This is a genomic window from Cellulosimicrobium sp. ES-005 (assembly GCF_040448685.1).
In the GTDB taxonomy this organism is placed as follows: Bacteria; Actinomycetota; Actinomycetes; order Actinomycetales; family Cellulomonadaceae; genus Cellulosimicrobium; species Cellulosimicrobium cellulans_G.
In genome coordinates this window covers 1652418-1672346 of sequence record NZ_CP159290.1, presented here as the reverse complement: position 1 = coordinate 1672346, position 19929 = coordinate 1652418, and the positions used below count along the sequence as shown (strand labels likewise).

Annotated in this window: 19 protein-coding genes; 10 read left to right on the top strand and 9 right to left on the bottom strand. The window is 75.1% G+C overall.

Annotated features, from left to right (window positions below):
- Nucleotides 1-34 precede the first annotated feature (34 nt).
- From ABRQ22_RS07245 to ABRQ22_RS07230, 4 genes are read right to left on the bottom strand one after another with little or no spacing between them, the layout of a single operon-like run.
- Entirely contained in the window at nucleotides 35-244 is a 210-nt protein-coding gene (locus tag ABRQ22_RS07245) for a hypothetical protein (RefSeq protein ID WP_253050103.1), read from the bottom strand.
- Nucleotides 241-1353 (bottom strand): quinone-dependent dihydroorotate dehydrogenase, encoded by a 1113-nt coding sequence (locus ABRQ22_RS07240; protein WP_353709061.1) that lies wholly within the window; start codon nucleotides 1351-1353, stop codon nucleotides 241-243. The genes ABRQ22_RS07245 and ABRQ22_RS07240 overlap by 4 nt, the downstream gene beginning before the upstream one ends.
- Nucleotides 1350-1850, bottom strand: a complete 501-nt coding sequence (locus tag ABRQ22_RS07235) for a hypothetical protein (RefSeq protein WP_353709060.1) — start codon at nucleotides 1848-1850, stop codon at nucleotides 1350-1352. Before ABRQ22_RS07235 ends, ABRQ22_RS07240 begins: the two co-directional genes overlap by 4 nt.
- A gap of 16 nt (nucleotides 1851-1866) precedes the next feature.
- Complete coding sequence (locus ABRQ22_RS07230; protein WP_253050112.1) at nucleotides 1867-2223, bottom strand: hypothetical protein; 357 nt, start codon at nucleotides 2221-2223, stop codon at nucleotides 1867-1869.
- 103 nt (nucleotides 2224-2326) lie between these two features.
- Between ABRQ22_RS07230 and ABRQ22_RS07225 the strand changes: the two genes are divergently transcribed.
- The gene (locus ABRQ22_RS07225) at nucleotides 2327-3832 is read left to right on the top strand and encodes a leucyl aminopeptidase (RefSeq protein WP_353709059.1); all 1506 of its coding nucleotides are present in this window, start codon (nucleotides 2327-2329) and stop codon (nucleotides 3830-3832) included.
- Between the two features lie 96 nt (nucleotides 3833-3928).
- On the opposite strand, the gene ABRQ22_RS07220 is transcribed toward ABRQ22_RS07225, so the two are convergent.
- On the bottom strand, nucleotides 3929-4282 hold the full coding sequence (locus tag ABRQ22_RS07220) for an oxidoreductase (protein ID WP_353709515.1): 354 nt from the start codon (nucleotides 4280-4282) through the stop codon (nucleotides 3929-3931).
- A 224-nt stretch (nucleotides 4283-4506) separates the two neighbouring features.
- On the opposite strand from ABRQ22_RS07220, the gene lpdA reads away from it, so the two are divergent.
- The 3 genes from lpdA (at nucleotide 4507) to ABRQ22_RS07205 (ending at nucleotide 8766) form a co-directional block, all read left to right on the top strand.
- On the top strand, nucleotides 4507-5889 hold the full coding sequence (lpdA, locus tag ABRQ22_RS07215; protein ID WP_353709058.1) for a dihydrolipoyl dehydrogenase: 1383 nt from the start codon (nucleotides 4507-4509) through the stop codon (nucleotides 5887-5889).
- Between the two features lie 30 nt (nucleotides 5890-5919).
- On the top strand, nucleotides 5920-7725 hold the full coding sequence (gene sucB / locus ABRQ22_RS07210; RefSeq protein ID WP_353709057.1) for a 2-oxoglutarate dehydrogenase, E2 component, dihydrolipoamide succinyltransferase: 1806 nt from the start codon (nucleotides 5920-5922) through the stop codon (nucleotides 7723-7725).
- Nucleotides 7726-7872: 147 nt separating this feature from the next.
- Entirely contained in the window at nucleotides 7873-8766 is an 894-nt protein-coding gene (locus tag ABRQ22_RS07205) for a TIGR01777 family oxidoreductase (protein WP_353709056.1), read from the top strand.
- A gap of 53 nt (nucleotides 8767-8819) precedes the next feature.
- Here the strand turns inward: ABRQ22_RS07205 and ABRQ22_RS07200 are convergent, their stop codons facing one another.
- Together ABRQ22_RS07200 and ABRQ22_RS07195 are read right to left on the bottom strand one after the other, a co-directional pair.
- Nucleotides 8820-10271, bottom strand: coding sequence for a hypothetical protein (locus tag ABRQ22_RS07200; RefSeq protein ID WP_353709055.1), 1452 nt, complete (start codon nucleotides 10269-10271; stop codon nucleotides 8820-8822).
- A 144-nt stretch (nucleotides 10272-10415) separates the two neighbouring features.
- Nucleotides 10416-11456, bottom strand: coding sequence for a Gfo/Idh/MocA family oxidoreductase (locus ABRQ22_RS07195; RefSeq protein WP_353709054.1), 1041 nt, complete (start codon nucleotides 11454-11456; stop codon nucleotides 10416-10418).
- Nucleotides 11457-11619: 163 nt separating this feature from the next.
- Between ABRQ22_RS07195 and ABRQ22_RS07190 the strand changes: the two genes are divergently transcribed.
- Complete coding sequence (locus ABRQ22_RS07190) at nucleotides 11620-12333, top strand: HNH endonuclease family protein (protein ID WP_353709053.1); 714 nt, start codon at nucleotides 11620-11622, stop codon at nucleotides 12331-12333.
- Here ABRQ22_RS07190 and ABRQ22_RS07185 read toward each other — a convergent pair.
- The gene (locus ABRQ22_RS07185) at nucleotides 12246-14615 is read right to left on the bottom strand and encodes an MMPL family transporter (protein WP_353709052.1); all 2370 of its coding nucleotides are present in this window, start codon (nucleotides 14613-14615) and stop codon (nucleotides 12246-12248) included. The two genes, ABRQ22_RS07190 and ABRQ22_RS07185, sit on opposite strands and share 88 nt — an antisense overlap.
- 38 nt (nucleotides 14616-14653) lie before the next feature.
- On the opposite strand from ABRQ22_RS07185, the gene ABRQ22_RS07180 reads away from it, so the two are divergent.
- The 5 genes from ABRQ22_RS07180 to ABRQ22_RS07160 all read left to right on the top strand — a co-directional run bounded on the left by ABRQ22_RS07180 (nucleotide 14654) and on the right by ABRQ22_RS07160 (nucleotide 19165).
- Nucleotides 14654-15160 (top strand): MarR family winged helix-turn-helix transcriptional regulator, encoded by a 507-nt coding sequence (locus ABRQ22_RS07180; protein WP_353709051.1) that lies wholly within the window; start codon nucleotides 14654-14656, stop codon nucleotides 15158-15160.
- Nucleotides 15161-15169: 9 nt separating this feature from the next.
- Nucleotides 15170-15856, top strand: a complete 687-nt coding sequence (gene lipB, locus ABRQ22_RS07175) for a lipoyl(octanoyl) transferase LipB (protein WP_353709050.1) — start codon at nucleotides 15170-15172, stop codon at nucleotides 15854-15856.
- Between the two features lie 83 nt (nucleotides 15857-15939).
- Nucleotides 15940-17292, top strand: coding sequence for an MFS transporter (locus ABRQ22_RS07170; protein WP_353709049.1), 1353 nt, complete (start codon nucleotides 15940-15942; stop codon nucleotides 17290-17292).
- Nucleotides 17293-17400: 108 nt separating this feature from the next.
- Nucleotides 17401-18411 carry a lipoyl synthase gene (lipA, locus tag ABRQ22_RS07165; protein WP_353709048.1) on the top strand — a complete coding sequence of 337 codons (1011 nt, stop codon included), beginning with the start codon at nucleotides 17401-17403 and terminating at the stop codon, nucleotides 18409-18411.
- Nucleotides 18412-18421: 10 nt separating this feature from the next.
- A complete protein-coding gene (locus tag ABRQ22_RS07160) occupies nucleotides 18422-19165 on the top strand; it encodes a DUF4191 domain-containing protein (protein WP_047233940.1) in 744 nt (247 codons plus the stop codon).
- A gap of 126 nt (nucleotides 19166-19291) precedes the next feature.
- Here the strand turns inward: ABRQ22_RS07160 and ABRQ22_RS07155 are convergent, their stop codons facing one another.
- Nucleotides 19292-19768 (bottom strand): RDD family protein, encoded by a 477-nt coding sequence (locus tag ABRQ22_RS07155; protein ID WP_353709047.1) that lies wholly within the window; start codon nucleotides 19766-19768, stop codon nucleotides 19292-19294.
- Nucleotides 19769-19929: the final 161 nt, after the last annotated feature.

The window sequence follows — 19929 nt, the reverse complement described above, 5'->3', positions numbered from 1 at the left end:
ACGCCCTGGGCCGTCGGAGAGCGGGCAACCGCGGTCAGCGCGAGCGGAGCTCCACGGGCGCGGTCGCCTGGGTCCCGTCGTGCAGGAGACGCGCGACCACGGCGCCCTCGGCCGCGAGGGCCCGCCAGGTCTCGCCGAGCCACTGCTCCGCGTCGTACTGCGTCGTGAAGACGGGGCTCACGGGCGTGGCGAGGACGCTTCCCTCGGCGTCGTCGAGCTCCCAGACCCACTGGGGCCGGATCATCGTGCCTCCCTCGCCTCGGCGCCGCGCACGTGCTCGCCCGGCTCCGGGTGGCGCACGAGCGACCGGTTGATGCGCGCCGCCCAGAGCGGGCCCTGGTAGAGGAACCCGGTGTACCCCTGGACGAGGTCGGCGCCCGCGTGCAGGTAGTCACGGGCGTCGTGCGCGGTCGTGATGCCCCCGACGCCGATGATGGCGCGACGCGGGCCGAGGCGCTCGCGCAGGCGCGCGACCACGGCGAGGCCCCGGGCGCGCACCGGTGGTCCGGACAGCCCGCCGGGCCCCCGGTCGTGCCCGATCGTCGTGTTGACGGCGACGACGCCGTCGAGGTCGAGCTCGTCGACGAGGTCGGCGACCGCGTCCACGTCCTCGTCCGCGAGGTCGGGCGCGATCTTGACGAGCAGCGGCACGCGGGCGGCTCCCGCGTCCGTGGTCGCGGCGTCCGCGGCCTCGCGCACCGCCACGAGGATCGGGCGCAGCGACGCGACCTCCTGGAGGTCGCGCAGGCCCGGGGTGTTGGGTGAGGACACGTTGACGACGAGGTAGTCGGCGTACGGCGCGAGGAGGCTCGCGCTCGTCGCGTAGTCCCCCGCGGCCTCGGACGCGGGCGTGACCTTGGTCTTGCCGATGTTCGCGCCCACGAGCACGGCGCGGCCCGCGCGGGTCGAGCGCAGCGCGGCGAGGCGCCGGGCGGCCGCCGCGGCACCCTCGTTGTTGAACCCCATGCGGTTGCGCACGCCCGACACGTCGAGCTCGCGCCACAGCCGCGGCTTCTCGTTGCCGGGCTGCGCGTGCGCGGTGACCGTACCGATCTCGACGAACGCGAAACCGAGCATGGTCAGGCCGCGCACGGCGCGCGCGTCCTTGTCGAACCCGCCCGCGAGGCCGAAGGGCGCGGGGAAGACCTTGCCCAGGACCTCGACGCTGCCCCGGCCCCCGGCCGCGCGGCCCAGGTAGGGCGCGAGCGCCCCCTGCACGACGTCGCGCAGCACCGGCACGCGGCCGACGGCGCCGATCAGGTCGAACGCGACGTGGTGCGCGCGCTCCGGGTCCATGCGGCGGAAGACGGTGTCGAAGAGCAGTCCGTAGAGGAGCGGGCGGCGGCGGGTCATGCGGCGTCCTCCGGGGCGTCGGTGTCGGTGCGGGTGCTGGTGGCGCTCGGGGTGGCGACGGTCGCCGACGTCCCGCCGGGGCGGGTGCGCCAGAGCCACCACAGGCCGACGAAGGGCAGGACGAGGGGCACGTAGCCGTAGCCCTGCCCGAAGCCGGACCAGACGGTGGCGCGGGGGAACGCCTCGGGGTCGGCGAGCGAGAAGGCGCCGACGGCGAGCACCCCGACGAGCTCGACGCCCACCGCGACCCACGCGACGCGCCGCGCGACCTGGCCGCCCCGCGCGAGCGCGATCGTCGCGACGACGTACACGGCCGCCGCGAGCCCCGACAGCGCGTACGCGAGCGGCGCCTCGTGCCAGTCGCGCAGGAGCTGCACGGCGGCCCGGGCCGAGGCCGCGAGCGCGAAGATCCCGTACACGGCGACGAGGACCCGGCCGAAGCCGGCGTTCGTGCGACGCGGGTGCGGCGTCCCGTCCGGGGCGGCGGGTGCGCTCATGGCGAGGACCTCCAGGTCAGGCGTTCCAGATCTGCCACAGGCGCCACTCGAGGAACGCGACGGTGAGCGCGGCGACCGCGAGCACGACGGAGCTCCAGCGCGAACGCTCCGCGAAGGCCCACAGGGCGGCGACGGGCAGGATGAAGAGGGTGGTCACGAGGTAGCCCCACAGCAGCACGGGGTCGCTCGGCGCGGTCCCGGTGGCGCCGAGCACGCCCACCACGACCGCCTGCACGAGGATCAGCCCCTCGATCACGGCCGCACCCCAGAGCTGGCGCAGGATCACCGCGCGGTCGCGCACGACGAACACGAGAGCCCAGCCGGCGAGCGCGACGCACGCCGCGACCACGAGCAGCAGGAGGGGAAGGACCACGCGGCCGAGCGTACCGGGGGCGGCCCGCGGCCACGGAATCGGTCCACAGGTCCCACCGACGTCACGGGGGCAGGGGCGCCGTCCCCGGGGATAGCATCGCGGGGTGGCTGAACTGACCGTCTCCAGCAAGAATCCCGCCGGTGCCAAGGTCGACGCGCTCGTCGTCGGCACCCACACGACGTCCGACGGTGTCGCGATCGTCGGGGGCGACCTGCCCCGTCCGGTGGTCGCCTCCCTCGAGGACCTCGCACCCGCGCTCGGCATCACGGGCGCCGCCGACGAGGTCCGCAAGGTGCCCGCCGGGCCCGAGCTCAAGGCCGACGTGCTCGTGCTCGTGGGCCTCGGCGCACGGCGCGCCGACGGCACCTTCAGCGCCGAGGCGCTGCGCCGCGCCGCCGGTGCCGCGCTGCGCGCGCTCGCCGGGACGACGTCGGTCGCCGTCGCGCTCCCCGTCGAGGACGAGGCCGAGCTCGGCGCCGTCGCCGAGGGAGCGCTGCTCGGTGCCTACGCGTTCGCGCGCTACCGCACGGGCGAGGCCGCGTCGTCGGCCGCGAACCGCCCGCCCGCGACCGTCGAGGTCCTCGCCGGGAGCACGCGCAGCTCCGCGGCCAAGGCTGCCGTCGAGCGGGCCAAGGTCGTCGCGGCGGCCGTGAACGCGACGCGCGACCTCGTCAACGCCGCGCCCAACGACCTCTTCCCCGCCGCGTTCGCCGACGTCGCGAAGCAGGCCGTCAAGGACTCGGGCGCCAAGGGCCTCAAGGTCACGGTGCTCGACGACAAGGCGCTCGTCGCGGGCGGGTACGGCGGCCTCGTCGGCGTCGGACAGGGCTCGGCGCGCGGCCCGCGCCTCGTCAAGGTCGCCTACGCGCCGTCGCGCCCCGCCGCGAAGGTCGCGCTCGTGGGCAAGGGCATCACGTTCGACTCGGGCGGCATCTCGATCAAGCCCGCCAAGGGCATGGAGGCGATGAAGTCCGACATGGCCGGCGCCGCCGCCGTGCTGCAGACCGTCGTCGCCGCCGCGCGCCTCGGGCTGCCCGTGGCCGTGACGGGCTGGCTGTGCCTCGCGGAGAACATGCCGTCGGGCACGGCGCAGCGTCCGTCCGACGTCATCACGATCCGTGGCGGCAAGACCGTCGAGGTGCTCAACACCGACGCCGAGGGCCGCCTCGTCATGGCCGACGGCCTGGTCGCCGCCGTCGAGGAGAAGCCCGACGTCGTGCTCGACGTCGCGACGCTCACCGGCGCCCAGATGGTCGCGCTCGGCAACCGCGTCTCCGCGGTCATGGGCGCCGACGACGTGCGCGCCGAGGTCGTCGCGGCGGCCGACGCCGCGGGCGAGCAGTTCTGGCCGATGCCGCTGCCCGAGGAGCTGGGAGCGTCCTTGAAGTCGAAGGTCGCCGACCTCGCGAACATCGGCGACCGGTTCGGCGGCATGCTCGTCGCGGGCCTGTTCCTGCAGGAGTTCGTCGGCGAGACGCCGTGGGCGCACCTCGACATCGCCGGCCCCGCGTTCAACGAGGGCTCGGCCCACGGCTACACCCCGGTCGGAGGCACGGGCGTCGCCGTCCGCACCCTGCTCGGCCTCGTCGAGGGCCGCGCCCGCCGCTGACCCGGTCTCGCCGACCAGGTGGTCCTGGTCCGTCCCGTCGCCCGGACGAACCAGGACCACCTGCTCGACACCGGAAGATCGCCGGGTCGAGCGGTGTCAGGAGGTCCGGCGACGGCGCTGGCGGGAGTTCCAGTCGCGCATGCGCTGCGGGTAGCCGGTGAAGCGCACGTTGTAGACGGGCACGCCCAGCGAGCCGGCGACGTCGAACGCCGTCTTCTCGTCCGGGACGCGCCGGCGCGTCCACTCGCCCGTCGTCGCGATGAGCAGCAGCGTCGCCCCCGTGTCCTGCGTGGGCGGCTCGACGTACGCCTCGACCCCGACGCGCGTGCGCACGAAGTCCTGGAGGTGGGCGAGCGTCGCGCGACGGGCGTCCGACGGCGCGGCGGCGGCGCCGCCCGGCGACGAGGTCGTCGGGGGGCGGCGGGAGAACAGGCTGGACAGCTTGGGCAGCCGGGGCACAGCGGCAGGGTACAGCGTGACCCTGGTCATACGGTGGCCCCGCTGTCTGCAGCGTCACAGCCGCGAGGCCCTGGTTTCGATTGGGGAGCCCGTGCCCGAGGTGCCAAGATGGCACCCGGAGAACGTTCACGCACCGTGGGCCAGCGGTTCCCGTCCGGCCCGTCGACGTGCCGTGCACGTCCGCCCTCGCTCTCCCCTCGCTGAAGGAGTCGCACGTGGCCGAACCCGGCACACCATTCGACGTCGTCGTCCTGGGCGGAGGCAGCGCCGGCTATGCCACGGCGCTGCGCGCCGCCCAGCTCGGCCTCTCCGTCGCGCTCGTCGAGTCGGGCAAGCTCGGTGGTACCTGCCTGCACAACGGGTGCATCCCCACCAAGGCCCTGCTCCACGCGGCCGAGCTCGCCGACGGCGCCCGCGAGGGCGCGAAGTTCGGCGTCCGCAGCTCGTTCGACGGCATCGACATGGCAGGCGTCAACGGCTACAAGGACGGCGTCGTCGCGGGCCTCTACAAGGGCCTCCAGGGGCTCGTCGCCTCCCGCGGCATCACGTTCGTCGAGGGGCACGGCCGGCTCGTGTCGCAGGACACCGTCGAGGTCGACGGCACCCGGTACACCGGCCGCCACGTCGTGCTCGCGACCGGCTCGTACGCGCGCTCGCTGCCCGGTCTCGAGATCGCCGGCCGCGTCATCACCTCCGACCAGGCGCTGCGGCTCGACCGCGTCCCGAAGTCGGTCGTGGTGCTCGGCGGCGGCGTCATCGGCGTCGAGTTCGCGAGCGTGTGGAAGTCGTTCGGCGCCGACGTCCAGATCGTCGAGGCGCTGCCCCACCTCGTGCCCAACGAGGACGAGGCGCTGTCGAAGTCGCTCGAGCGGGCGTTCCGCAAGCGCGGCATCCAGTTCTCCCTGGGCGACCGGTTCGCGGGCGTCAAGGAGACCGACTCGGGCGTCACCGTCACGCTCGAGTCCGGCAAGACCTTCGAGGCCGAGCTGCTGCTCGTCGCCGTCGGGCGCGGGCCGCGCACCGCCGACCTCGGGTTCGAGGCGCAGGGCATCACGCTCGACCGCGGGTTCGTGATCGTCGACGAGCGCCTGCACACGGGCGTCGGGAACATCTGGGCCGCGGGCGACATCGTGCCCGGCCTCCAGCTCGCGCACCGCGGGTTCGCGCAGGGCATCTTCCTCGCGGAGCAGATCGCCGGGCTCGACCCGACGCCGATCGTCGAGTCGTCGATCCCGCGCGTCACGTACTGCGAGCCCGAGGTGGCGTCCGTCGGCGTCACGGAGGCTGCGGCGACCGAGACGTGGGGGGCCGACCAGGTCGAGACCCTCGAGTACAACCTCGCCGGCAACGGCAAGAGCAAGATCCTCGCGACCAGCGGCTTCGTCAAGCTCGTGCGCCGCAAGGACGGTCCCGTCGTCGGCGTGCACATGATCGGTGCCCGCGTCGGCGAGCTCGTCGGCGAGGGCCAGCTCATCGTGGGCTGGGAGGCGTACCCCGAGGACGTCGCCGCCCTGGTCCACGCCCACCCCACCCAGAACGAGGCACTCGGAGAGGCGCACCTGGCCCTGGCCGGCAAGCCTCTGCACGCCCACAACTGACCCCAACGATCGAAGGAGACCAGGCAGGTCATGTCTGAGAACGTGCAGATGCCGGCCCTCGGCGAGTCCGTCACCGAAGGCACCGTCACCCGTTGGCTCAAGTCGGTCGGCGACACCGTCGCCGTCGACGAGCCGCTGCTCGAGGTCTCGACCGACAAGGTCGACACCGAGATCCCGTCGCCCGTCGCGGGCGTGCTCGAGCAGATCCTCGTCCAGGAGGACGAGACCGTGGAGGTCGGTACCGACCTCGCCGTGATCGGCGACGGTTCCGGCGGCGGCGACGCCGCCCCCGCCCCCGCGGCGGCCGAGGAGCCCGCGCCCCAGGCCGCGCCGGAGCCCGAGCCGGAGCAGCCGGCCGCGCAGGAGGCCCCCGCCGAGCCCGCCCCGGCCCAGCAGGCCGCTCCCGCGCCGCAGTCCTCCGGCGGTGAGGAGATCAGGCTCCCCGCGCTCGGCGAGTCCGTCACCGAGGGCACCGTGACCCGGTGGCTCAAGTCGGTCGGCGAGACCGTCGAGGTCGACGAGCCCCTGCTCGAGGTCTCGACCGACAAGGTCGACACCGAGGTCCCCTCGCCCGTGGCCGGCACCGTCCAGCAGATCCTCGTCCAGGAGGACGAGACGGTCGAGGTCGGCACCGTGCTCGCGATCGTCGGCTCGGGCGCCGCCCCGGCCGCCGCCCCCGCGGCACCGGCCGAGCCCGCCCAGGAGGCCCCGAAGCAGGAGGCTGCGCCCGCCCCGGCCCCGACCGAGGCGCGCACCCCGGCGAGCGAGGCGGACGTCCCGGCCCAGGCCGCGCAGGAGGAGACGCCGGCCCCGGCCACGAGCGCCCCGGCCCCCGCGGCCGAGAAGCCCGCCGCGCCGTCCGCACCGGGTGCGACCCCGGCCCCGGCCGCGAAGGCCGGCGGCACGTACCTCACCCCGCTCGTGCGCAAGCTCGCGGCGGACAAGGGCGTCGACCTGTCGACCCTCACGGGCACGGGCGTCGGCGGCCGCATCCGCAAGGAGGACGTGCTCGAGGCCGCCCGCAAGGCCGAGGAGGCCAAGGCCGCCCCCGCAGCTGCCGCTCCCGCGGCTCCCGCCGGTGGTGCCCCGAAGAAGGCCTCCGTCCCGGCCGTCTCGCCGCTGCGCGGCACGACCGAGAAGACGAGCCGTCTGCGCAAGCTCGTCGCGAGCCGCATGGTCGAGGCGCTGAGCACGCAGGCCCAGCTCACGACGGCGGTCGAGGTCGACGTCACCCGCGTCGCCGCCCTGCGCAACCGCGCCAAGGCGGACTTCAAGGCGCGCGAGGGTGCGAACCTCACGTTCCTGCCGTTCTTCACGCTCGCCGCGGTCGAGGCGCTCAAGGCCTACCCGAAGATCAACGCGACCTTCGGCGAGGACGAGATCACCTACCACGGCCAGGAGAACGTGGGCATCGCGGTCGACACCGAGCGCGGCCTCGTGGTCCCCGTCATCAAGGACGCGGGCGACCTCAACCTCGCCGGCATCGCGCGCAAGATCGCCGACCTCGGCGCACGCACGCGTGCCAACAAGGTCGGTCCGGACGAGCTCGCGGGCGCGACGTTCACGATCACCAACACCGGCTCGGGCGGCGCCGTCTTCGACACGCCGATCGTCCCGGTCGGTCAGGTCGCGATCCTCGGCACGGGCACCATCACCAAGCGCCCGGTCGTCGTGACGGACGCGGACGGCAACGACACGATCGGCATCCGCTCGACGTGCTTCATCTTCCTGTCCTACGACCACCGCCTGGTCGACGGTGCGGACGCCGCGCGCTTCCTCACCACGATCAAGAACCGCATCGAGGAGGGCGCGTTCGAGGCCGAGGTCGGCCTCTGACGCTCCGCGCTCCCTGACGCACGCCGCGAGGCCCCGACCACCCACGGTCGGGGCCTCGCGGCGTTTCCGTGACCTGGCGCGGGCCGGTCGCGGAGAAGTTCCCGGCCACGGGTGCGCGGGACGGTCGCGGCCCCGTAGCGTGGCCCCATGGACATCGTCGTGGCGGGCTCGCACGGATTCATCGGTGCGGAGCTGCTCGAGCGGCTGCGCGAGGACGGCCACCGCGTGCGCCGGCTCGTGCGGCGTGCCCCGCAGACGTCCGACGAGCACGAGTGGGACCCCGACGCCGGCGTCCTGGACCCCGGCGTGCTCGCCGGGGCCGACGCCGTCGTCAACCTCGCGGGCGCAGGGATCGGCGACCACCGCTGGACGACCGAGTACAAGCGCACCCTGGTCACGTCCCGGACCCGGACCACCGGGCTCCTGGCCCGGACCATGGCCGGCCTCGACGCGCCACCGCCGGTCTGGGTCCAGGGCTCCGCGATCGGCTACTACGGCGACCGGGGCGCGCAGGTGCTCACCGAGACGTCGGCGTCGGGCGACGGGTTCCTCGCCCGGCTGGTCCGGGAGTGGGAGGCCGCGACCGCGCCGGCCGAGCAGGCGGGCGTCCGCGTGGTCCACGCCCGGACGGGCATCGTGCTCTCCTCCGAGGGCGGTGCCCTCGGCCGGCTCCTCCCGCTGCTGCGGCTCGGCGTCGGCGGACGCCTCGGCCCCGGCACGCAGTACTGGAGCTGGATCACGCTGCGCGACGAGGTCGACGCGCTGCGCCACCTGCTCACCGCTCCCGTGCACGGGCCCGTCAACCTCTGCTCCCCCCACCCGGCCACGAACGCGGAGATCACCCGCGCGCTCGCGCGAGAGCTCCACCGCCCGGCCGTGCTGGCCGTCCCCTCCGTCGCGCTGCGCGTCGTGCTCGGCGAGCTGGCCTCGGACATCCTCGGCTCCCAGCGCGCCCTCCCCACCGTGCTCGAGGCGAGCGGGTTCACCTACTCCGACCCCCTGCTCGACGACGCCGTCCGGCGGGTCGCCGAGCGGCGCTGACGCCTCGCCCCGACGTCCGAGCCAGGTCCGACCGGACCCCGCGGCGGTGCGCCTCAGCGCACCTCGACGACACGCCACCCGGCGTCGGTCCAGCGGAGCACGAGCACGACGGTCGTCCGCGGCGTCGCGGGCACCTGCAGCTCGTCGCTGTCCGTGCGCTGCCGGTGCGCGCTGACGGCGTAGTCGACCTCGACGACCGCGTCGGCGGGCACCGTGCCCGCCCCGGCCGCCGCGCGCGACCAGCCCTCGACGGGTCGGGCGTCGAAGACCTCCGCCCGCGCGTCGAGCACGTCCACGCCCTCGAGCGCCGCCAGCACCGCGGCGTCCCGCGCCTCCGCCGACGAGCCCGCGACCACCACCGACGACAGGTCGCCCGTGCCCTCGGTGAGCAGCGCGAGCCGGCGCGCCGTGAGGGCCCGTGCGGCCCCGCCCGGGTCGTCCGGGTCGAGCACCGCCCTCGCGTCCTCGGCCGGCTCGACGGCGGTCGCGACCATGCTCGGCGCCCTCTCGCCGCCGTCGGGCGCGGCCGTCCGCGACGCTCCCAGGTGCACCGGGAGCACCACGAGCGCCGCGCACCCGGTGAGGATCGCCAGGCTCGTGCCGACGGCACGAACCGCCCGTCGCCGTCGGGCCCGCGCGCCCCGCCCACGGGGCCCGGTCCCACCACGCGCGGCGCTCCCGGACACCGTCCGTACCCCGACGCCGGGCCGCACGGTCCGCCGACCGCCGAGAGCACCGGCCACGAGACGCGCGGGGTCGGGCATCACGACCGGTCGCGGCACCACGGCGTCGTAGCAGCGCGCGGCGAACGTCCCCGCGGCAGGTCGCGCGGACGGTTCGTCGCGCAGCGCCACCGCGAGCTCGGCGTGGAGCGCCGCGAGGTCGCGCGCCTCATCCGGGTCGCCGGTCGCGCGGTAGGACGGGTGGCTCGACGCCGGGGGCGGCACGAGGTCGAGCACGACCCGGGCGAGGTCCCGCACGTCGTCCGCCGCGGTCCCGCGCGCGGGCGCCAGCGCCGGGCGCAGGACGGCCCTCCCGCTCGGCGTGACGACCACCGACGCCGCCTCGAGGCTCCCGTGCGCGCGCCCGTCCCGATGGAGCCGCGCCAGGCCCTGCGCGACGGGGACCAGCACCGTGACCGCCTCGGCAGCCCGGAAGGGCTCCCGTGCCGCCGCCAGCTCGTCGAGACGCAGCCCGTCGACGTGGTCGGTGAGCACCACGAGCGACGACTCCCCCGCCTCGACGACACCACGCACCGCCACGACGTGCTCGTGCTCCTCGGAGAGCGCGTGCAGGTGCTCGACCAGCACCGCGCGAGCCCCCGGGCCCTCGGGGACCTCCAGCCGGGCGATCTCGCACACCGTGCCAGCGTCGTCGTACGCGACGGACCCACCGCTCGCGCCGGGCTCCCGCCGCACCGACCATCCCGCGGCCGCGAGCACGGGTACCAGGTCGGCGACGGACTCCACGGGCGGTCGCGCGCGGCGCGACGTCGACGACGACATGCCCCCATCTCACCGCGTGCCGGACCCCGCCGTGCCGTTGTCCACAGGCCGGATCCTCCGCCCGGTGCCGCGTCCCGGGCGCGGGCGGGTCGGGACGCCGGGTCCGGGTCCGGGCGCCCCCGGCCGGCTCCGCCCCGAGGGCGGTCAGACGTCGAGGAGGCGACCCTCGCGGGCGCTGCGACGGGCGGCGTCGAGGACCTCGGCGGTGCGGACGGCGTCGTGCGGGTCGACGGGGACGGGCCCGTCGTCGAGGATCCAGTCCGCGACGGCACGGTAGAAGTCGGCGTGACCGCCCGGTGCCTGCGGGACGGGCTCGCGCTCGCGACCGCGCGTGACCCAGCCGAGCGTGCCCTCGGGGGCGGCGTCGTCGAAGACCTCGAAGGGCGACGCGTCGTTCTCGAACGTCGTGACGACGTACGCCCCGGTCGTCCCGAGCACGCGCGTGCGCGGCCCGGGGGCGCCGACGACGGAGCCGGCCCAGAGGCGGCTCACGACCGCGTTCCCGTCGGCGTCGGGCGCGTGGTGGAGCACGAGGAAGACGTCGTCCTCGGTGGGGGTGGTGTGCGAGCGCAGCTCGGCCCACACGCCGGTGACGCGCCCGAAGAGCTGGGTCGCGGAGTCGACGAGGTGCGGCCCGAGGTCGAGGAGCAGGCCGCCGCCGACGAGGTCGTTCTCCTTCCAGCGCTGCTGCGGCACGGGGCGCCATCGCTCCCACCGGCGCTCGAACGTGTGCACGCGCCCGATCTCGCCGCGGTCGAGCACGGAGCGCAGGGTGAGCTGCTCGGGGTCCCAGCGGCGGTTCTGGAAGACGGTGAGGGGCGTGCCCGCTGCCTCGGCCGCCTCCACGACGGCGCGGGACGACGCCGCGCCGAGCGCGAGCGGCTTGTCGACGACGACGGGCACCCCCGCCCGCGCGAGCGCGGTGGCGTGGTCGGCGTGCAGGGCCGACGGGCTCGCGACGACGGCGACGTCGTAGGCGGCGCGGTCCGCGAGGAGCGCGTCGAGGTCGTCGTGCAGGTGCACGTCCGGCCAGTCCTCGGCGGCGGCGGCCCGACGCTCGGGCGACCGGACGACGACCGCCGTGACCACGTGCCCGGCCTCGCGGACGAGGCGCGCGTGGATGCCCCGGCCTGCTCCCCCGTACCCGACGATCCCGACCCTGAGCGTGCGCGCGGCGGTGTCCATGCCGACCAATCTAGCCGTGACCGCGACGGGCGCCGGAGACGTCCGCCGGGATGGTCCGAGCACCCCCGCGAACCTGGCAGAATGTGCGCGTTGGTCCGGTATGGAGCGCTGCGTACCGTCTCGCGCGGGTCGGGCCGAGAATCGGTTTCGGGAAGGTCGTCCCTTGAGCACCACGAGCCGCCGCGTCCCTCGTCGGAGCGTCCTGCGCTACGTCCTGATCGCCCTGGCGGTCGCCATCGTGGTCGCGAACGTGATCAACCAGCAGTCCGTCGCCGCCGACGACGAGCCGGCCCCGACCCCGGGGAGCGCGCTCGAGGCGCTGGCGCGGCTCGAGGTGAAGGGGCCTGGCCCGGACACGGGCTACGAACGGGGGCTCTTCGGTCCCGCGTGGGCGGACGTCGACGGCAACGGGTGCGACACCCGCAACGACATCCTCGCGCGCGACCTCACCGACCTCACGTTCTCGACCCGGGGCGAGGTCTGCGAGGTGCGCACGGGCACCTTCCAGGACCCGTACACCGGCGAGACCATCGACTTCCGCCGCGGCAACGCGACGAGCATGGCGGTCCAGATCGACCACGTGGTGCCGCTGCTCGACGCGTGGCGCAAGGGCGCGCGCGCCTGGGACGACGAGACGCGTCGGCAGTTCGCCAACGACCCGCTCAACCTCCTCGCGTCCGACGGCCCCGCGAACCAGGCCAAGGGCGCTCGCGACGCGTCCGCGTGGCTGCCCCCGAACCACGCGTTCCGCTGCCCGTACGTCGCGCGGCAGGTCGCGGTGAAGACCGCCTACGAGCTCGCGGTGACGCCGTCGGAGTCCGAGGCGATGGCGCGCGTGCTCGCGGACTGCCCGGCCGAGCCGCTCCCCGCCGGCTGACCCGGCTCCCCCGGGCCCCGGTCCGTGCGCCCGAGCGCGCTCGGCCACCAGGCCCGACGGCCGACGTCGTGCACGAGCGCGGGCACGAGCAGCGACCGCACCACGAGCGTGTCGACGAGGACGCCGAACGCGACGATGAACGCGAGCTGGGCGAGGAACAGCAGCGGGATGATGCCGAGCGCGGCGAACGTCGTGGCCAGCACGACCCCGGCCGACGTGATGACCGACCCCGTGACCGCGAGGCCCCGCAGGACGCCGCGCCGCGTCCCGACCCGCAGGCTCTCCTCCCGCACGCGCGTCATGAGGAAGATCGAGTAGTCGACCCCGAGCGCGACGAGGAAGCAGAACGCGTAGAGCGGGACGGCCGGGTCGGCGCCCGGGAAGTCGAGCACGTGGTCGAACACGATCGCGGCGACGCCGAGCGCGGCGCCGAACGACAGCACGTTGGCGAGCATGAGGAGCACCGGCGCGACGACGGACCGCAGCAGCAGGATCAGGATGAGCAGGATCACGGCGAGGACGACCGGCACGATGGTCCGCAGGTCGCGCTGGCCCGCGAGCTGCGTGTCGAGCCGCTCGGCGGCGGCGCCCCCGACCATCGCGTCGGGCGAGACGTCGTGCACGGCGTCACGGAGCGCCGAGACGGTCTCGACGGCCTCCTGGCTGTCCGACGGCGCGTCGGTCGTGACGTCGACCCGCACCTGTCCGTCGACGACGAGCGGTTCGCCGCGCGCGGGTGCGCCCGGCGCGGCGGCAGGCTGGTCGGTGACCGGCGTGGCGGCGGCGACTCCCTCGGTGCCCTCGGCGGCCGCGACGACCGCGTCGAGGTCCTCCTCGGGGGCGATCACGATCGCGGGCTGCGCGGAGACGCCCTCGAAGTGCTCCGTGAGCGCCGCCTCGCCGGCGACGGAGTCGACGTCCGCGAGGAACACCTCCGAGTCGCCCGTTCCCTCGGCGTCGAGCGTCGGGACGAACGCCGCGCACGCGGCGAGGACCAGCGCCGTGACGACCCACACGCGCCGGTCGTGCCGACCGACGAAGCTCGCGACGCGCGACCACACGCCGTGCCCGTCGACGCGCACCGCGTCGTCGCTCTCGACGGGCGTGGTCTGCGCGTCCGTCGCCCCGCCGTCGTGCTCGGCGTGCGCGCCCTCGTACCGGGGCATGCGCGGCCAGAACAGCGCGCGCGACCGCTGGCCGGCGACGAGCAGGAGGGCGGGGAGGAGCGTGAGCGCGGCGACGAACGCCGCGGCGATGCCGATCGCGGCGACCGGGCCGAGGCTGCGGTTGGACGACAGGTCGGACAGGAGCAGGCACAGCAGGCCCGCGATGACGGTCCCCGCGCTCGCGGCGACGGGCTCGACCGAGGCGCGCACCGCCCGCCGCAGCGCCACCGTGGTGGAGCGGACGAAGCGCAGCTCCTCCCGGTACCGGGCGACGACGAGCAACGAGTAGTCGACCGCCGCGCCCACGACGAGGATCGAGAGGATGCCCTGCGACTGCCCGTTGAGCGTGAGGACGTCGGCGGCGGCGAGGTGGTAGACGACGAGGCCCGCGAGGGTCAGCGCGAGCACGGCCGTGAGGATCACGAGGAACGGCAGGATCGGCGACCGGTAGACGATCGCGAGGATGACGAGCACGGCGCCGAGCGCGACGAGCAGGAGGACGGTGTCGATCCCGCCGAACGCGGTGACGAGGTCGGCCACGAACCCGGCCGGGCCGGTGACCCAGACGTCGAGCGAGGTCCCGGCGAGCCCGCCCTCGGACGCGTCCGCGGCGGCGAGGTCGCGCAGCGCGCCGACCGCCAGCTCGCTCACGCTGTCCTCGTCGGCGCCGATCCGGTCGGACGCGACGGACGCGTCGAGCGAGACGACGACGAGCGCCGCCTCGCCGTCCTCGGACGGCACGACGACGGGGTCGGCGACGGAGACGTCGCCGACGGTCGCGGGCTCGTCGCCCGACGTCCCCGCGAGCGGGGCGTCCGGGACCGCCCGGGCGAACGCGTCGAGCGCGGCGAGGTCCTCGGGCGTCAGGGCGCTGCCGTCGCCCGTCGTGGCGACGACGAGCGCGGGCAGGGTCTCGGAGTCGGTGAACTCCTGAGCGACCTCGGCGGCGCGCGTGGACTCGGCGCTCGCCGGGAGGAACGCGGCGGCGTCGTTCGTCTGCACGCTGCTCAGGCGCCCCTGGGCCTGCCCGCCCAGCGCGCCGATCGCCATCCACAGACCGATGACTGCGACAATGATCAGCCCGCGGAGGAACCCGCCCGTCCTATTGCTCAGCATGCTGAGGAATGGTGCCATGGCGGAGGGAGGAATGCACGTTGGAGCACGCGTCGAGCAGCGGCAGCACCGGGCGGTACGCCGGCCCGGACGTCGGCGACCCCACACCCACCGACCCCCGGGAGTGGGCCACCGGCCGCCTCCTGTTCGCCGTCGCCCGCCGGATCGAGCGGGAGTGGAACGCCCACCTCGGGCAGTGGGACCTCAACCATGCGGGCTTCCCCGTGCTCATGCACCTGCTCGCCGGACCTCGCTCGCAGCGGGTCCTCGCCGAGGAGTCGGGCGTGACCGAGCAGACCATGAGCAGGGTCGTCGCCCGGCTCGAGCGCTCCGGGTACGTGACCCGCACCGACGACCCCGCCGACCGCCGCCGTCGCGCCGTCGCGATCACCGCGTCCGGGCGCGAGGCAGGCCTGGCCGCCGCGCGGCGTCGTCCCGCCGAGGAGCTCGCGACCCGCGGGCTCGACGACGCCCAGATCGCGGCGCTGCGGGACGCCCTCCTCGCGCTGCTCGAGACGTTGCCGCGGACTCCCCACGACGAGGGCTAACCTGAGCCGATGGACCTGCTCGCGCTGCCCGGGATCACGGAGTACCACGAGGCCTGGGACCTCCAGCGCGCGGTGCACGACGACGTCGTCGCGACCACCCGGCCGGACACCCTGATCCTCGTCGAGCACCCCTCCGTCTACACCGCCGGCCGCCGCACGCGCCGTGACGAGCGGCCCGACGACGGCACGCCCGTCGTCGACGTGGACCGCGGCGGGAAGATCACGTGGCACGGCCCGGGCCAGCAGGTCGCCTACCCGATCGTGCGGCTCGCCGAGCCGGTCGACGTCGTCGCGTACGTGCGCGCGCTCGAGGAGGCCGTCATGGGCGTGTGCGCGCGGCTCGGCCTCGCGACGATGCGCGTCGAGGGACGCAGCGGGGTCTGGGTCGCTGCCGACGCGACGCGCCGCGAGCGCAAGGTCTGCGCGATCGGCGTGCGCGTCGCGAAGGGCGTGACGATGCACGGGCTCGCCCTCAACTGCGTGCCCGACCTCTCCCGCTTCGACCGGATCGTCCCGTGCGGGATCGAGGACGCCGACGTGACCTCGCTCACCGCCGAGCTCGGGCGCGAGGTCACGCTCGCCGAGGTCGCGCCGCTGCTCGTCGCCGCGCTGGAGGACGCGCTCACGCCGCTGCTCGCCGCGACCGCGTGGGACGACGCGCACCCGACCTCCCCGCAGGACGCGCTCGCGGGCTAGGCTGGGGACTCCAGGGAATCCTCGCGCGCCGGAGTACGGGTGGGTCGGCGCGCGGTAGGACGTACCCCGAGGACCTGGACCGCATGACCACCACCCCCGCGCGCCCGACGTCGCGCGCCCGCACCTCCCCGCCCCTGCCCGCTCCTCCCCGCCCCGACGCGCCGGGGCGCAGCGGCTACGCCCGGCTGCCGCAGCTCGCGGGCCGCGCGTTCCTCCCCGTGGCGTTCCTCGCCCGGCTCCCGTTCTCGATGCTCACCATCGGGACCCTGCTCCTGGTGTCCTCGACGACCGGGTCCGTCGCGATCGGCGGGCTCGCCTCGGCGGCGACCGCGCTCGGGACGGCGCTCGGCGGCCCGACCCAGGGCGCGCTCGCCGACCGCGTCGGTCAGCGCCGGGTCCTGCTCGTCGCCGTCCCCGTCGCGACGCTCGCCGTGCTCGGTCTCGTCCTCGCCGCCTCCGCGCCCGGCGCGACGGCCGCCGTCCTCGCCGCCGCGGCGGTGACGGGAGCGAGCGCACCGCAGGTCGGCCCGCTCGCGCGCGTGCGCTGGCTCCGGCTCGCCGCCGACGAGCCGCGCACCGTCGAGGCCGCGATGAGCTACGAGAGCACCGCCGACGAGGTGAGCTTCGTGCTCGGCCCCGCGCTCGTCGGCGTCCTCGCGTCGGCCGGCTCGCCGCAGGTCGCGGTCCTCGTCGCTGCGGGCGGCATCGCCGTCTTCGGCACCGCGTTCGCTCTCCACCCGACGGCGCGCGCGACCCTCCACGCCCCCGCCACCTCGTCCGACGCGGGAACGGGCACGGGCACGACGAGCGCGGCCACCGACACCGTCGGGACGCTCGCGCTCGTACGGCGCGAGGCCGTCGTGCTCGTCGGGATGCTCGCGATGGGCCTCCTGTTCGGCGGGACCCAGGCCGCGCTCACCGCGCTCGCCCGCGACGCGGGCGTCCCCGGGAGCGCGGGCCTCGTCTACGCCGTGATGGGGGTGGGCTCCGCCGTCACCGCGCTGTCGGTCGTCGCGCTCCCCCGCCGCTGGGGCCTGCGCAGCCGGTGGATCACGTTCGCTGCCGGGCTCGTGGCGGGCACGGTCGCCCTCGTCCTCGCCGCCGCGAGCGGCTCGCTGACCGCCGTCGTCGTCGCGGTCGCCGCGACCGGCCTGTTCGTCGGGCCGGTGATGGTCACGGTGTTCACCGTCGCCGGCGAGCGCGCACCCGCCGGGCGCACGGCGTCAGCCATGACGCTCGTGGCGAGCGCGAACGTCGTCGGTGTGGCGGTCGGCGCCTCCGGTGGCGGCGCGCTCGCCGACGCCGTCTCGACGACGACCGCCTTCTGGCTGCCCGTCGTCGCGGCGGTCCTGCTCGTCGCGACCGGGGTGTCGTTGACGTCACGTCCACAGGGTGAGCGACGCGCGGGAGACGACGAGCGCGAGCGCGTAGTCTGACCGGAGTCCGGCGTCGTACCCGGGCGCGCGCACCCGAACGGTGCGCCCGCCCACTGCCTGCTCGGCGCGACGTCGGCGCTCACTCGCCACGACGACCGGGAGACACCCGTGACGATCGCACCTGAAGGACGGCGCATGCTGCGGGTCGAGGCCCGCAACGCCGCGACGCCGATCGAGAAGAAGCCCGAGTGGATCAAGACCCGCGCGACGATGGGTCCTGAGTACTCCGAGCTCAAGGGCCTCGTGAAGCGCGAGGGCCTGCACACGGTCTGCGAGGAGGCGGGCTGTCCCAACATCTTCGAGTGCTGGGAGGACCGCGAGGCGACGTTCCTCATCGGCGGCGACCAGTGCACGCGCCGCTGCGACTTCTGCCAGATCGACACGGGCAAGCCGGCCGACTTCGACGCGGACGAGCCGCGGCGCGTCGCCGAGTCCGTCCAGGCGATGGGCCTGCGCTACTCGACCATCACGGGCGTCGCACGCGACGACCTGCCCGACGGCGGTGCCTGGCTCTACGCGGAGACCGTCCGCCAGATCCACCAGCTCAACCCGGGGACGGGCGTCGAGCTGCTCATCCCCGACTTCAACGCGATCCCCGAGCTGCTCGACGAGGTGAACGACTCCCGCCCTGAGGTGCTCGCGCACAACCTCGAGACCGTGCCGCGCATCTTCAAGCAGATCCGCCCGGGCTTCCGCTACGAGCGCTCGCTGTCGGTCCTCACGCGGGCGCGCGAGGCCGGGCTGGTGACCAAGTCGAACATCATCCTCGGCATGGGCGAGACGATCGCGGAGGCCAAGGAGGCGCTGCAGGACCTGCACGACGCCGGCTGCGACCTCGTGACGATCACGCAGTACCTGCGCCCGTCGCTGCGCCACCACCCGGTGGACCGGTGGGTCAAGCCCGAGGAGTTCGTCGAGCTGTCCGACGCCGCGGAGGAGATCGGCTTCCTCGGCGTCATGTCCGGCCCGCTCGTACGGTCGTCCTACCGCGCGGGACGCCTGTGGGGCCAGGCCATGACGCGCCGCGGCATGGAGATCCCGGCGGCTCTCGCGCACCTCGCCGAGCCGACGACGTCCCGCCAGGAGGCCGCGAGCCTGCTGGCCCGTTCGCCCCACTAGACTGACCGGCATGGCCCGCAAGAACTCGGACAGCACCGGCGCGCCCGCCGCCGGCGAGCAGGTCGCGAAGCAGAAGAAGCCCAAGAAGCAGCGCTGGTACCACCAGGTGTGGGCCGCGTACCAGATGACGCGCAAGCAGGACCCCGCGGTCACGTGGGTCATGCTCGGCGTGTTCGTCGGCATCCTCGCCGTCGCGCTGGGCATCGGCCTGTGGTGGGGCCAGTGGGTCTACACCCTCATCGTCGGCATCCCGTTCGCGGCGCTGGGCGCGATGTTCGTCCTCACGCGTCGCGCGGAGCGCGCCGCGTACCAGCAGATCGAGGGCCAGCCCGGCGCGGCGCGCGCCGCGCTCGGGACGATCCGCCGCGGCTGGACGTTCGACGAGGAGCCCGTCGCGATCGACCCGCGCACGCAGGACCTCGTGTTCCGCGGCGTCGGCCGGGCCGGTGTCGTGCTCGTGAGCGAGGGTCCGGCGCACCGCGCGAAGCGTCAGCTCGACGCCGAGCGCAAGCGCGTCGCGCGCGTGCTGCCGAACGTGCCGATCACGACGATCCAGGTCGGCGACGAGGAGGGCCAGGTCGCCCTTCCCAAGCTCCCGCGCGCCGTCCAGAAGCTCAAGCCGTCGCTCACCAAGCCGGAGACGGCCGAGGTCTCCAAGCGCCTGCGCGCGCTCGGGGTCTCGCGCCTGCCGATCCCCAAGGGCATCGACCCGACGCGTGCGCGCCCCGACCGCAAGGGGCTCAAGGGGCGCTGACGCGCACCCTCCTGCACGACGACGCCCGGCCGGGCGAGGTTCGCTCCTCACCGGCCGGGCGTCGTCGTCCCGGGTGACCTTCCGGCCCGGGCGACCCGCTGAGCGGGACGCGGGTCGGAGCCGCCGTCAGGTGCGGACCAGGACGGTGCCCGCAGCGCGGTCGTGGAGACCGCGCCCGTCGGCGTCCCACACGACCGCGGGGATGACGAGGCACAGGAGCACGGTGCGCAGCGCCCCGCGGCCGACGCCGACCATGCGGGCGGGCTCGGCGAGACGGCGGACCCGCATGCCCATCACGCGGTGCCCGACCGTGAACCCCAGCGTGCTCACGAGCAGGACGTTCTCGATCGCGAAGACCAGCGGCTGCGACCACACCGGCAGCGCGGAGATGCCCTCGAAGAAGCCCGGCACGGCAGGCCGGAAGAAGAGGAACGCGACGAGCGTCGCGAGCACCCAGTCGATGACGAGCGCGACGACGCGCCGTCCCAGGGTCGCGAGCGAACCCGGTCCGTCCGGCGGGAGACCGAGCCGCGCGCCGCGACCGCCCTGCTGACCGCCCGGGGTGCCCTCGAGCCACGAACCCATGTCCTCGCGTGAAACCACGGGACCAGGGTACGTGCCGGTCGGTGGACGACCTCGACGGTTCGGGCACCCACGGCGGTATCGTGCCGAACGGCACACCGCCCGCCGGCGGCTGCCGCGTGCCCTCGTGTAGCACGAACGTCACACGGGGACGCGGGACGTAACACGACGGAAACAATGGG

Excerpts from the sequence above, each read along its gene's own strand:
- ABRQ22_RS07245 (WP_253050103.1), bottom strand. The coding sequence starts at position 244 with ATGATCCGGCCCCAGTGGGTCTGGGAGCTCGACGACGCCGAGGGAAGC.
- ABRQ22_RS07240 (WP_353709061.1), bottom strand. The coding sequence starts at position 1,353 with ATGACCCGCCGCCGCCCGCTCCTCTACGGACTGCTCTTCGACACCGTC.
- ABRQ22_RS07235 (WP_353709060.1), bottom strand. The coding sequence starts at position 1,850 with ATGAGCGCACCCGCCGCCCCGGACGGGACGCCGCACCCGCGTCGCACG.
- sucB (WP_353709057.1), top strand. The coding sequence starts at position 5,920 with ATGTCTGAGAACGTGCAGATGCCGGCCCTCGGCGAGTCCGTCACCGAA.
- ABRQ22_RS07205 (WP_353709056.1), top strand. The coding sequence starts at position 7,873 with ATGGACATCGTCGTGGCGGGCTCGCACGGATTCATCGGTGCGGAGCTG.
- ABRQ22_RS07200 (WP_353709055.1), bottom strand. The coding sequence starts at position 10,271 with ATGTCGTCGTCGACGTCGCGCCGCGCGCGACCGCCCGTGGAGTCCGTC.
- ABRQ22_RS07195 (WP_353709054.1), bottom strand. The coding sequence starts at position 11,456 with ATGGACACCGCCGCGCGCACGCTCAGGGTCGGGATCGTCGGGTACGGG.
- ABRQ22_RS07185 (WP_353709052.1), bottom strand. The coding sequence starts at position 14,615 with ATGCTGAGCAATAGGACGGGCGGGTTCCTCCGCGGGCTGATCATTGTC.
- lipB (WP_353709050.1), top strand. The coding sequence starts at position 15,170 with ATGGACCTGCTCGCGCTGCCCGGGATCACGGAGTACCACGAGGCCTGG.
- ABRQ22_RS07170 (WP_353709049.1), top strand. The coding sequence starts at position 15,940 with ATGACCACCACCCCCGCGCGCCCGACGTCGCGCGCCCGCACCTCCCCG.
- ABRQ22_RS07160 (WP_047233940.1), top strand. The coding sequence starts at position 18,422 with ATGGCCCGCAAGAACTCGGACAGCACCGGCGCGCCCGCCGCCGGCGAG.